Below are 12,582 nucleotides of genomic sequence, written 5' to 3' on the forward strand. Positions count from 1 at the left end.
AAGCGGGGGACATGAAGCTGGGGGCGACTCTGAGATCGGCCGTCGCGGCGATCTGCATCCTCGGGGTCGCGACCCCGAGCGTGTCGATCTCCGCCGCGCCGAGTCACGCCTCCAAGCCCGCCGCCAAGAAGTCGACCACGCAGAAGCCCGCGCCGCGAAAGGCCGCCGCCCGTCCGGCGGCCGCGCGTCCCGCCGCCGCGCCGGCGGGTCTGCAGATCCGGATCGCCCAGGCGCCGGACTTCACGCGGCTCGAATTCCCCGGCTCACGCGGCATGCAGGCCCACCGTGAAGGAACGACCGTCGTTCTGCGCTTCCCGCGCGACGCCAATCCCAACCTTTCGGCGCTCAATGTCGGCCCACCTCGTTGGGTGAAGGGCGGCCAGGCCCGTCATGTCGGCGGTGTGGTCGAGATCGTGGTCGCGCTGAGCGATGACGCCGATTTCCGGGCCGGCAACGCCGACGGTGACGACTTCATCAACCTGTTCGCCCGCCCGGAGGCCGCCGCCGCTCCCGCGCCCGCCGCGGCGGTGATCGCGCAGCGTCCCAACCCGATGCCGGCGGGCGGCGTCGTGCCGGTCAAGTTCGCCAAGGTCTCGGGGCAGATCCAACTCAGCTTTGACTGGGCCAATCCGGCCGGCGCCGCCGTGTTCCGGCGCGGCGAGGCCGTCTGGGTGGTGTTCGACACGCCCGCGCGGCTGGACATCGGCAAGCTGCCGGCCAGCACGCCGCAGTACCGCAACATCCAGGCCTTCAAGGGACCCGACTATTCGGCCCTGCGCATCAGCACCCCGCAAGGCGCGCCGTTCTACGCCGACGGGATCGGCTCCAACTGGACGATCGCGCTGGGGGCGGGGACCCAGGACTCGCCCGACCTGATCCATGTGGCCCGCGACGACAACGCCACCCCCGCCACTCTGACCGCCAACGTGGCCGGCACGACCAAGGTCGTCTGGGCGGCCGATCCGGCGGTGGGCGATCGCATCGCCGTGGCTACGGCGCTGGCCCCGTCCAAGGGCCTGCCGTCGCGCCGAGACTATGTCGAGATGGCCTTGCTGCAGTCGGCCACGGGCCTGGCGGTGGAAAGCTATTCCGGCGACCTGCAGGTGACCGCCGACGGCGATATCGTTCGCATGGGCCGGCCCAAGGGCCTGTTGCTGTCCGCGTCGTCCAGCGGTCAGGCCCAGGCCGACGCCGGAGCCGGCGCGCCCCAGGCGATGTCGATGCCGGCCCTGATCGATCCCGAGCACTGGGCCAAGACCGGGTCCGGCGGCTTCATGGCCCGCTACGACGCCTTGCTGGGCGCGATTCCCGCCGCCGGCGGCGCCGACGGCAAGGGCGACGACACGGCCGCCCGCATGGCCCTGGCCCGCTTCCTGGTCGGCTCCAACCTGTCCTTCGAAGCCATCGGCGTGCTCAACGCCGCCGGCCGTGCTCACCAGACCCTGATGGGCGATGGCGAGTTCCGGGGTCTGCGCGGCGTGGCCACGGTGCTGGCGCGCCGCTACGCCGAGGCCGAGACGGATTTCGCCTCGCCGGTGCTGAACGACGATCCCTCGGCCGCCTTGTGGCGCGGCTACATCGCCAGCAAGACCGGCCAGTGGGTCGACGCCAACCAGCATTTCGTCGACGGCGCGCGCGCGCTCAACATGTTCCCGGCCCTGTGGCAGGCCCGCTTCCTGGGCGCCCAGGCCGAAGCGGCGGTCGGCGTCGGCGCGCCCGAGACCGCCATCCGCCTGATCAATCAGGCCCTGAAGCTGCCCAACATTCCGGTCGAGGACCAGTTGGAGCTGCGCCTGACCCTCGCCAAGGCCTTTGAGGCCAAGAACGACTCCCGCGCCCTGCCGATGTTCCAGGCGATTTCCAAGTGCGGCATCGACCGCCTGGCCGCGCCGGCGACCCTGCACGCCATCCAACTGCGCCTGGCCAAGGGCCAGATCAGCGCCGACGTCGCGGCCAAGGGCCTGGACGCTCTGCGCTTCCACTGGCGCGGCGACGGGGTCGAGCTGGACACCATTCGCGCGCTGGGCCAGCTGCAGATCAAGCAGGGCCGTTATCGCGAGGCGCTGGAGGTTCTGCATTCGGCCAACAACGTGCAGTCCGACTTGCCGCAGGCCGTCGCCCTGCGCAACGACCTGAACGGCGCCTTCCGCACCCTGTTCCTCGACGGCCTGGCCGACGGCATGCAGCCGATCCAGGCGGTGGGGCTGTTCTACGACTTCCAGGACCTGACGCCGATCGGCGCCGACGGCGACCAGATGGTCCGCAACCTGGTGCGCCGCCTGGTCGACGTCGACCTGCTGGACGAAGCCGCCAAGCTGCTGAAATACCAGGTCGACAACCGCCTGAACGGCGTGCCCAAGGCCCAGGTGGCCACGGACCTGGCCTGGATCTACCTGATGGACCGCAAGCCCGAGAGCGCGCTGGACACCATCAACAACACCCGCACGACGGTCCTGCCGCCGGCTCTGAACGCCGAGCGCCGCCTGGCCACAGCCCGCGCCCTGATGGGTCTGGGCCGCTATGACGCGGCGCTGGAGGTGATCGAAGGCGACAAGAGCCGCGACGCCGAGGATGTGCGCGCCGAGATCGCCTGGAAGCAGCACACCTGGCCCCAGGCCGGCGCCCTGTACGAGCGTTCCCTGGCCGACCGCTGGAAGACGCCCGGCATCCTGAGCCCCGCCGACGAGTCCAAGCTGCTGCGCGCGGCCGTGGCCTTCAGCCTGGCCGACGACGACGCTTCGCTGGGACGCTTGCGCCAGCGCTACGGCGGCTTCGTCGACAACGCCCGCAATCCTGACGGCCTGCGCGTGGCCCTGGCCGGCGCCGATCCGGGCAGCCTGTCCAGCAGCGACTTCAGCAAGGTCACCGCCGACAACGAAGCCTTCAACGGCTGGGTGGCCAAGATGAAGGACCGCTTCCGGGCCCAGGCCAGCAACTAGAAATCAGGCGGCGAGCGCCTTTTGGGTTTCCTTGGGCAAGCGCGCGATCACGTTGAGGAACGCCGCGGCGGTGGCGTCCGGATGCCGACGTCCCTGCTCCCAGCCTTTCAAAGTCGGCAGGGGAATCTTGTAGGCGTGCGAAAATTCCTGTTGCGACATTCTCAGTTGCTCGCGCAGGGAGCGAACATCCGGCGCCTCCACCACGTGTTCAAGCGCGCCTTTGCCCTTGCCGTCCGCATGATCCAGCGCTTCCTCGAGGCTGGCGATTAGGTCCTGTCCGAAGGTCGTGGTCATCATGTTCTCCTCGGAGAAGGGTGTTGTTGTTTCAAGAGGGCGGCCAATGCCGCGACCGCCTTCTTCTCGTCCTGCGTCATGTCCTCGCGTTGCGCCTTGGCGTAGGCGAGGAGAAGATAGAGCGGAGCGTCGGGGTGATGATAAAAATAGATCACCCTGGCGCCGCCGCGCTTTCCGCTGCCTTGCTTGCCCCAGCGCACCTTTCGAACGCCGCCCGTGTCAGGGATCAGCACGCCGGCCTCTGGATTGCGGGCCAGGTGATCCACCAACTCCCCGCGCTCGTCATCAGTCCAGATCCCAGCCGCCTGGCGCAGAAAGATCGGCGTCTCAACGACGGTGAGGAGTTTGCTCCGCATTGCCGTCGACTATACGTCAATGACGCCCTTGGGAGAATAGATTGTTCAACGCGTGATCGCCTGTCGCGAAGGCGGCTGCGTTCCGCCTGCCCAGAGGTGAACCTTCGCGCGTGAAAAGCGATTGGTCTTCTGGCGGCCTCGTCTCAAACGCCTTAGTTAGACGCCGCGCGCGCGGTCCTGTCGGGACGTCGACACGAGACGTTACGGGGTCCGCTTGCATTGCTCCGACGGGCGTGTCATGACAACGTTGTCATAGGGTGGAAACATTGACCAAAGAGACAAACGCCGATCAGACCGGCCGCGAAGTGCTGGTCCTGCTGGGTGGCGCGGGCGATCTGGCCCTGCGCATGCTGCTGCCTTCCCTGTATTTTCTCGAGGTCGACCGCCTGCTGCCGCATGACCTGCGGATCATCGGCTTGGCTCGCCACGACCATACCCCTGACAGCTATCGGCAACTGGTGCGTGAGCAACTGGGCAAGCGGGCCGCCGTCGAAGAATCGGCCTGGAACCGCCTGGCCGCCCGCCTGGACTACCTGTCGGTCGACATCACCCAGGAAGACGGCGCCAAGGCCCTGGCCCAGAAAGTCGGCAAGCACGGCGAGCTGGTCATCTATTTCGCTCTGTCGCCCAGCCTGTACGGCTCGGTCTGCACCGCCTTGCAGGCGGCCGGCCTGACCGGTCCCAAGACCCGCCTGGTGCTGGAAAAGCCGATCGGCAAGGACTTCCAGAGCTCCTGCGCGATCAACGGCGCGGTCGGCGCGGTGGTCGACGAAAGCCAGATCTTCCGCATCGACCACTATCTGGGCAAGGAGACGGTCCAGAACCTGACCGCCCTGCGTTTCGGCAACGTGCTGTTCGAGCCTCTGTGGGACAACAAGTCCATCGACCACGTGCAGATCACCATCGCCGAGACCGAGAAGGTCGGCGAGCGCTGGCCCTATTACGACGAGTACGGCGCCCTGCGCGACATGCTGCAGAACCACCTGCTGCAACTGCTGTGTCTGGTCGCCATGGAGGCCCCGTCGGCCTTCGATCCCGACGCGGTCCGCGACGAGAAGGTCAAGGTGCTGCGCTCCCTGCGCCCCTTCACCAAGGCCAACGTCGCCCACGACACCGTGCGCGGCCAGTATGTCTCGGGCGTCGTCGAGGGCACGGCCCGCGAGGGTTATCTGGAAGAGGTCGGCAAGGGCTCCAAGACCGAGACCTTCGTGGCCCTGAAGGTCGACATCGACAACTGGCGCTGGGCCGGCGTGCCGTTCTTCCTGCGCACGGGCAAGAACCTGCCCGACCGCCGCACCCAGATCGTCGTGCAGTTCAAGCCCGTGCCGCACAACATCTTCGGCGCCGCCGCCCAGGGTGAGACCAAGGCCAACCGCCTGGTCATCGACCTGCAGCCGGACGAGGACATCTCGCTGACCGTGATGACCAAGCGTCCGGGCCTGTCGGAGGAGGGGATGCGTCTGCAGTCGCTGCCGCTGTCCCTGGCCATGAGCGCGGCCGGCAGCCGTCGGCGGATCGCCTATGAGAAGCTGCTGCTGGACGTGTTCCGCGGCGACCGCACCCTGTTCGTGCGCCGCGACGAGGTCGAGCAGGCCTGGAAGTTCGTGGACGGAGTCTCGGCCGCCTGGGCCGAGGCCAAGATCGAGCCCGCGCCCTACGCCGCCGGCACCTGGGGCCCGCACGGCGCCACGGCGCTGATCGCGCCGCAGGGCCGGGCCTGGAACGCCTAGTCATGGCGACCACGACCCTTCCTCTGATCGAGGCTTTCCCGACCCGGGAGGCGTTGTACGACGCCGCCGCCTCGGTCGTGGCCTCGGCCCTGACCGACGCCGTGGCCAAGCGCGGCCAGGCCGGCTTCGCCGCTACGGGAGGCTCCACGCCGGCGCCGGTCTATGACCGGCTGTCGGCGATGACGGTTCCCTGGGACAAGGTCGTGGTCACCCTGACCGACGAGCGCTTCGTGCCGCCGTCCGACCCCAGCAGCAACGAGGGCCTGGTTCGTCGGCACCTGCTGCAAGGGCAGGCGGCCAAGGCCGGTTTCGCGCCGCTCTATTTCGACGGTGTGGCTCAGGACGAGGTCGCGGCCAAGGCCGAGCCTGGTGTCGCCCAGGCGCTGCCGTTCGGCGTCACCCTGCTGGGCGTCGGCCCTGACGGCCACTTCGCCTCGCTGTTCCCCGGCAATCCGAAACTGGCGGAAGGTCTGGACCCCAAGTCCGAGCGCACGGTGATCGCCGTGCCGCCCGGCCAGCCGGCCCCGGACCTGCCCCGGATCAGCCTGACCTTCCAGGCGTTGATCCAGTCGTCGCTGATCGTCCTGCTGATCACCGGCGGCGCCAAGAAGACGTTGCTCGAAGGTCCGGTCGATCAAGCCTTGCCGATCGCCTCGATTCTGAACCAGGACCGCGCCCCGGTCCGTATCCTCTGGGCGGAGTAGTCCTATGGCCTTGAATCCCGTTATCGCCGAAGTCACCGCCCGGATCATCGCGCGCAGCCGCGACAGCCGCGCGACCTACCTGGCCAATCTCGACGCCGCGGCCGCCGCCCAGCCGGGCCGAGCGAAGCTCAGCTGCGCCAACTGGGCCCACGCCTTCGCCGCCTCGCCGTCGGTCGACAAGGTGCGGGCGCTGGACCCGAACGCCCCGAACCTGGGCATCGTCTCGGCCTATAACGACATGCTGTCGGCCCACCAGCCGCTGGAAGAGTATCCGGCGCTGATCAAGGCCGCCGCGCGCGAGGTTGGAGCCACGGCCCAGTTCGCCGGCGGCGTGCCGGCCATGTGCGACGGCGTCACCCAGGGCCGCCCGGGCATGGAGCTGTCGCTGTTCTCGCGCGACGTGATCGCCATGGCCACCGGCATCGCCCTGACCCACGACGCCTTCGACGGCGCGCTGTACCTGGGCGTCTGCGACAAGATCGTGCCGGGCCTGCTGATCGGCGCCCTGACCTTCAGCCACCTGCCGGCGATGTTCGTGCCGGCCGGTCCGATGACCTCGGGCCTGCCCAATTCGGAAAAGGCCCGCATTCGCGCCCTCTACGCCGAGGGCAAGGTCGGCCGCGAGGAACTGCTGGCCGCCGAGAGCGCCAGCTACCATGGCCCCGGCACCTGCACCTTCTACGGTACGGCCAACACCAACCAGATGCTGATGGAACTGATGGGCCTGCATTTGCCGGGCTCGGCCTTCGTCCATCCGCACACGCCGCTGCGCACCGCCCTCGTGAAGGAAGCCGCCAAGCGCGTGGCCGCCATCACCCACAAGGGCAACGACTGGATCCCGGTCGGCCGGGTGATCGACGAAAAGGCCGTGGTCAACGGCGTGGTCGGCCTGATGGCCACCGGCGGTTCGACCAACCTGGCCCTGCACCTGGTGGCCATGGCCCACGCGGCCGGCATCATCCTGACCCTGGAAGACCTGGACGACATCTCCAAGGCCACGCCCTTGCTGGCCAAGGTCTATCCGAACGGTTCGGCCGACGTGAACCAGTTCCACGCCGCCGGCGGCATCCACTTCGTGGTCAAGGAACTGCTGAAGGCGGGCCTGGCCCATGAGGATGTCCTGACCGTCGCCGGACCCGGTCTGTCGCGCTACACCCAGGAGCCGATCCTGGTCGATGGCGAGCTGACCTGGCGCGAGGGCGCCGACGAGTCGCTGGACCTCAACATCCTGCGCCCGGCCTCCGATCCGTTCAGCCCGGAAGGCGGCCTGCGCCTGCTGACCGGCAACCTGGGTCGTGGCGTGATCAAGGTCTCGGCCGTGAAGCCCGAGCACCAGGTGATCACCGCTCCGGCGGCCGTGTTCCAGGAGCAAGAAGACTTCATCGCCGCCTTCAAGCGTGGCGAGCTGGACCGTGACGTCGTGGTGGTGGTGCGCTTCCAAGGGCCGTCGGCCAACGGCATGCCCGAACTGCACAACCTGTCGCCGTCGATCTCGGTGCTGCTGGACCGCGGCTTCAAGGTGGCCCTGGTCACCGACGGCCGGATGTCGGGCGCTTCGGGCAAGACCCCGGCGGCCATCCATGTCACGCCGGAAGCGGCCAAGGGCGGCGCCCTGGCCTATGTCCAGGACGGCGACGTGATCTCCCTCAACGCCCACACGGGCGAACTGAAGATCCTGGTGGACGAGGCGACGTTGCGCGCCCGCACGCCGGCGAGCGTCCCGGCGTCCAAGCCGGGCTACGGGCGGGAATTGTTCGGCTGGATGCGGGCGGGGGTCGGCGCGGCCGACCACGGCGGCTCCGTGCTGTTTGCTTAGGAAGAAGACGAAGATGAGCGGCTTGAACTCCATCGGGCTTGGCCTGGTCGGCGACATCGGCGGAACCAACGCGCGGTTCGCCCTGGTCGATTTCGATGGGGCCGACCCCCAGCTGATCGAGCCGACCTCGTACAAGGGCGAGGACTACGGTCAGGCCGAGGACGCCATCGAAGCCTATCTGGCCAAGATGGGCCTCAAGCACCCCGACCGGGCGGTGGTGGCCGTCGCCGGTCCGATCGAACACGGGGCCGTGCACTTCACCAACAGCGACTGGAAGCTGTCGGAAGACAGCCTGCGCCGGGCCGGTGGCTTCCGTTCGGCCAAGCTGATCAACGACTTCACCGCCCAGGCCCTGGCCGCGCCGCGCCTGGCGCCCAAGGACCTGCGCCAGATCGGCCCGCACCAGACTTCGGGCGACGGCGACCTGGCGATCATCGGTCCCGGCACCGGCTTTGGCGCGGCGGGCATGGTGCGCCGGCACGGCGTCGAGACGCCCCTGACCACCGAGGGCGGCCATATCGCCTTCGCGCCGTTCGACGACGTCGAGATCGAGATCCTGCGGGCGCTGAACAAGCGGTTCGGCCGCTGCTCGATCGAGCGCATCCTGTCGGGCCCGGGCATGGAGGATCTGCATGTCATCCTGGCCGAGGTCGAGGGCCGCAAGACCGACGAACTGACCGCCAAGGAAATCACCGAGCACGGCGTGGCGGGCGACGATTGCTGCAAGGTCACGATCGACCGGTTCTGCGCCATCCTGGGCTCGGCGGCTGGTGACCTGGCTTTGGCGCTGGGCGCGCGGGGCGGGGTGTTTATCGCCGGCGGCATCGCGCCGCGCATCGTCGACCTGCTGGAAAAGGGTCCGTTCCGCGAGCGATTCGAGTCGAAGGGGCGGCTCAGCGACTACACGCGCGCCATCCCCACCCACGTGGTGATGAACCCCCATACCGCCCTGATCGGCGCCGCCGTGGCGATGACTCCGGACGGCAAAGCGGCCATTTCGTAGGGGTTTTCAGGACTTAAAGCCGTTCCCGGAGCGATCAAGGCGCGTTTTCCACACGGAGTGGGCTCGCCTTGACAAGGCTGTCATGCCTTTATTGCGTCGCTGTCGAGTTTCCCGACGCTTCGCGAGGCCGGTCTTGAGTTCCAAGGTTACGATCCATGAAGTCGCCCGCCTGTCGGGCGTATCGATCAAGACCGTTTCGCGGGTGCTGAACCGCGAGCCGAACGTGAAGGTCGACACCCGCACCCGAGTGCAGGAAGCCGTCGCGGCGCTGAACTACCGGCCCAACATCTCGGCTCGCAGCCTGGCGGGTTCGAAGGCCTATCTGATCGGCGTGTTCTTCGACAACCCCAGCCCCGCCTATGTCACCGACGTGCAGCTGGGCGCGATCGCCCGCTGCCGCGAGGAGGGGTATCACCTGATCGTCGAGCCGCTCGATTCCGAGGGCGACGTGGCCGCCCAGGTCGAGCCGATGCTGCACACCCTGCGCATGGACGGCGTGATCCTGACGCCGCCGGTCTGCGACAATGTCGCGGTGCTGGATGTGCTGGAGGCCGAGGGCGTGCCCTATGTGCGGCTATCGCCCGACCAGGACCTGGACCGTTCCGCCCATGTGCGCATGGACGACGTGCGCGCCGCCTACGAGATGACCGCCCATCTGATCGGCCTGGGCCACACCGACATCGGCTTCATCAAGGGCCACCCCGAGCACGGCGCCTCGCACCTGCGCTACGAGGGCTATGTGGCGGCGATGACGGAGCACGGCCACGCCGTGCGCGAGGAGCATGTCGAGCAGGGCTGGTTCTCGTTCCGCTCGGGCTTCGAGGCGGCCGAGCGGCTGCTGAACCGCGCCGACCGGCCGACGGCGATCTTCGCCTCCAATGACGACATGGCCCTGGGCGTGATGGCGGTGGCTAACCGCCTACGCCTGGAGGTGCCCCACACCTTGTCGGTGGCCGGCTTCGACGACACGCCCGGCGCCAAGGTGGTCTGGCCGCAGCTCACCACCGTGCGCCAGCCTATCCAGGCCATGGCCGCCGCCGCCGCCGACCTGCTGCTGAGCGGCGCCACCCGCGCCGAAGGTGATGCGCGTCCGCCCTCGCGCCTGCTCGATTTCGAGCTGGTGGTCCGCGAGTCCACAGGGCCCGTCGGCTAGGTTTCCGGCGCTCGCGGGGACCTGAATCCGTCCCGGGCGTTTAAAATGGGGTGATCCCCAGGGGCATTGGGCCTTCAAAGGTGGAAAGGCTTGGTGGTTGACGCTAAGTCAGCGGTGGCGAATCCAGGCTTGGGGCGCTAGACAACGTTGTCAGGTGCGAAATTCCGAAAATGATGTTCGCCCAAAGCAAATCCTTTCCGCTCTGCGGCATTTTTCGCCGCATTGCAGCATTTTCTAGCCTCTCCGGAGCAGGTTCATGATCCGCGCGCGCCGCTCCCGCATTGTCGCCACCATCGGCCCGGCCAGCAGCTCGCCGGAGATGATCATTACCCTGGCCAAGGCCGGGGCCGACGTCTTCCGCCTGAACTTCAGCCACGGCAGCCACGACAACCACGCCGCCTCGTACAACGCCATCCGCGCCGCCGAAGCGGTGGTCGGTCGACCGCTCGGCATCCTCGCCGACCTGCAGGGCCCCAAGCTGCGCGTGGGCAAGTTCGTCGACGGTCCGGTGACGCTGAAGGCCGGTCAGGCCTTCCGCTTCGACAATGACCCGACCCCGGGCGACGAGACGCGGGTGCACCTGCCGCACCCCGAGATCCTGGTGGCCATGCGCCCTGGCGCGACCCTGTTGCTGGACGACGGCAAGCTGCGGATGACGGTGACCGACGCCGGCCCGGGCTACGCCAACACCAAGGTGGTCAACGGCGGCAAGCTGTCGGAACGCAAGGGCGTGGCCGTGCCCGACGTCGTGATCCCGATGTCGCCCCTGACCCCGAAGGACCGCGAGGACCTGGCCTTCGCCCTGCGCCTGGGCGTGGATTGGATCGCCCTGTCCTTCGTGCAGGCGCCGGAAGACATGGCCGAGCTGCGCCGCATCGTCGAAAGCCGCGCCGCCGTGTTGGCCAAGATCGAAAAGCCCCAGGCCCTGGAAGTCCTCGGCCCCATCCTCGACCTGTGCGACGGCGTCATGGTCGCGCGCGGCGACCTGGGCGTGGAAATGGCCCCGGAAGAGGTGCCGGTGGCCCAGAAGGTCATCCTGCGCGCCGCCCGCGAGCGCGGCATTCCGGTGATCGTCGCCACCCAGATGCTGGAGTCCATGACCAGCTCGCCGACCCCAACCCGGGCCGAGGCTTCGGACGTCGCCAACGCCGTCTATGAGGGCGCGGACGCGGTCATGCTTTCCGCGGAAAGCGCGGCGGGCGACTATCCCGAAGAGTCGGTGGCCATGATGAGCCGCATCATCGAGCGGGTGGAGCGGGATCCGCGCTGGCCCGAGTTGATGCAGGCCGAGCAACCGCACAACGACGAGGACGCCGACGTACTGGTGGTGGCCGCCGCCCAGGCCGCCAAGTCTGGCTCGACCAAGTGCCTGGTGGCGTTCACCACCACCGGCGCCACCGCTCGCCGCCTGTCGCGCGAGCGGCCGCTGCAGCCGGTCCTGGCCCTGTCGCCGCAGATCAACGCCGTGCGCCGCATGTGCCTGGTCTGGGGCGTCGAGGCCCGCGTCAGCGGTCAGCCCGACAGCCTGGAAGTCGTCACCTCCGACGCCGTCGCCAAGGCGGTCGAGCTGGAGCTGGTCGGTCCGGGCGAGCGCGTGCTGATCGTCGCCGGCACGCCGTTCGGCGCGCCCGGCGCGGCCAACTTGCTGCGCGTGGCCCACGCGCCGTTCGCGACGCGCAAGCGCTAGGCTTTCTGTTTTACCCGAACGGAAGCGGCAGCAGGCGCTCGTAGCCGCGTCGCACGGCGGCGTAGCATTCGCAGGTGATGGCCTCGAGACCGGCGCGGTCGAGAATGTCGACGACGCCGCGCCGATAGCGGATCAGGCCCTTGGCCTGCAGCGAGCCGGCCACGGCCGTGACCGTGGTCCGCTGGACGCCCAGCATGTCGGCCAGGAACTCCTGGGTCAGGTTGATGGTGTCGCCGTCGATGCGGTCGCGGCACGACAGCAGCCAGCGGCAGAAACGGGCCTCTACCCCGTGCAGGGCGTTGCAGGCCACCGACTGGATGGCGTGGCCGAACAGGGCTTCGTTGTGGCGGTCGACCAGGTCGCGCAGCACCGCGCTGCGAACCCAGGCGTCGTGCAGGGCCGAGGCGCTGATCCGAGAGGCGAAGCCGGGGGCCTGGACGATGGCGCGCACAAGCGACTGGCGTGGCGCGACGGCGGCCATCAGGCCCAGGGCGCCTTCGCGGCCCACCGGCGCCGACTCGATCGCCGCGCCGTTTTCCATCAAGGTCATCAGCGAGATGACGCAGTCGTGCGGGAAATAGATGGCCTCGACGGGGTCGCCCGGATCGTACAGATGGCGGCCCTTTTCCAGCTCATGGTGGGTGAGGTGGGGCGAGATCAGCCCAAAATCCTCGGATGGCAGGGCGGCGAGCAGGCGGTTTTTCAAGGGTGCGGCGGTCCCGTCGGGCGAATCGATCACCGATATGCCGTAAAGATTTGAAGCTATAGGTTGGAAGTCGGTTCAGCGCTGTCGAGTAGTCGACACAAATGCAGAGCGCTTTGAACGGTTCCCGCATCGTTATTGAGTTGGTCGGGAACCCGACACTACAGGAACAGTTCGTCGAGCTTTGGCTTCGACGC

Annotated in this window: 10 protein-coding genes; 7 read left to right on the top strand and 3 right to left on the bottom strand. The window is 68.3% G+C overall.

Going from position 1 to position 12,582, the window contains the following annotated elements; translation table 11 throughout:
- Positions 1 to 11: 11 nt before the first annotated feature.
- Positions 12 to 2,939 carry a tetratricopeptide repeat protein gene (locus G3M62_RS07225; RefSeq protein ID WP_165185850.1) on the top strand — a complete coding sequence of 976 codons (2,928 nt, stop codon included), beginning with the start codon at positions 12 to 14 and terminating at the stop codon, positions 2,937 to 2,939.
- Positions 2,940 to 2,942: 3 nt separating this feature from the next.
- Here G3M62_RS07225 and G3M62_RS07230 read toward each other — a convergent pair whose 3' ends face one another.
- Together G3M62_RS07230 and G3M62_RS07235 are read right to left on the bottom strand one after the other, a co-directional pair.
- Positions 2,943 to 3,233 carry a helix-turn-helix domain-containing protein gene (locus G3M62_RS07230; RefSeq protein WP_165185852.1) on the bottom strand — a complete coding sequence of 97 codons (291 nt, stop codon included), beginning with the start codon at positions 3,231 to 3,233 and terminating at the stop codon, positions 2,943 to 2,945.
- Positions 3,233 to 3,589: a type II toxin-antitoxin system RelE/ParE family toxin gene (locus tag G3M62_RS07235; RefSeq protein ID WP_165185853.1), complete on the bottom strand. Its 357-nt coding sequence runs from the start codon at positions 3,587 to 3,589 to the stop codon at positions 3,233 to 3,235. The genes G3M62_RS07230 and G3M62_RS07235 overlap by 1 nt, the downstream gene beginning before the upstream one ends.
- A 266-nt stretch (positions 3,590 to 3,855) precedes the next feature.
- On the opposite strand from G3M62_RS07235, the gene zwf reads away from it, so the two are divergent.
- The 6 genes from zwf (at position 3,856) to pyk (ending at position 11,682) form a co-directional block, all read left to right on the top strand.
- A complete protein-coding gene (gene zwf, locus G3M62_RS07240) occupies positions 3,856 to 5,319 on the top strand; it encodes a glucose-6-phosphate dehydrogenase (protein ID WP_165185855.1) in 1,464 nt (487 codons plus the stop codon).
- 2 nt (positions 5,320 to 5,321) lie between these two features.
- A complete protein-coding gene (gene pgl / locus G3M62_RS07245; RefSeq protein WP_165185856.1) occupies positions 5,322 to 6,023 on the top strand; it encodes a 6-phosphogluconolactonase in 702 nt (233 codons plus the stop codon).
- A 4-nt stretch (positions 6,024 to 6,027) separates the two neighbouring features.
- Complete coding sequence (gene edd / locus G3M62_RS07250) at positions 6,028 to 7,839, top strand: phosphogluconate dehydratase (RefSeq protein WP_165185858.1); 1,812 nt, start codon at positions 6,028 to 6,030, stop codon at positions 7,837 to 7,839.
- Positions 7,840 to 7,852: 13 nt separating this feature from the next.
- Positions 7,853 to 8,842 (top strand): glucokinase, encoded by a 990-nt coding sequence (gene glk / locus G3M62_RS07255; RefSeq protein WP_165185860.1) that lies wholly within the window; start codon positions 7,853 to 7,855, stop codon positions 8,840 to 8,842.
- Positions 8,843 to 8,975: 133 nt separating this feature from the next.
- Positions 8,976 to 9,995, top strand: coding sequence for a LacI family DNA-binding transcriptional regulator (locus G3M62_RS07260; RefSeq protein WP_165185862.1), 1,020 nt, complete (start codon positions 8,976 to 8,978; stop codon positions 9,993 to 9,995).
- A gap of 256 nt (positions 9,996 to 10,251) precedes the next feature.
- Positions 10,252 to 11,682, top strand: coding sequence for a pyruvate kinase (gene pyk / locus G3M62_RS07265; protein WP_165185864.1), 1,431 nt, complete (start codon positions 10,252 to 10,254; stop codon positions 11,680 to 11,682).
- Positions 11,683 to 11,692: 10 nt separating this feature from the next.
- Here the strand turns inward: pyk and G3M62_RS07270 are convergent, their stop codons facing one another.
- Positions 11,693 to 12,421, bottom strand: coding sequence for a Crp/Fnr family transcriptional regulator (locus tag G3M62_RS07270; RefSeq protein ID WP_246263509.1), 729 nt, complete (start codon positions 12,419 to 12,421; stop codon positions 11,693 to 11,695).
- Positions 12,422 to 12,582 lie beyond the last annotated feature (161 nt).

The sequence above is a fragment of the Caulobacter soli genome (assembly GCF_011045195.1).
Classification (GTDB): Bacteria; Pseudomonadota; Alphaproteobacteria; order Caulobacterales; family Caulobacteraceae; genus Caulobacter; species Caulobacter soli.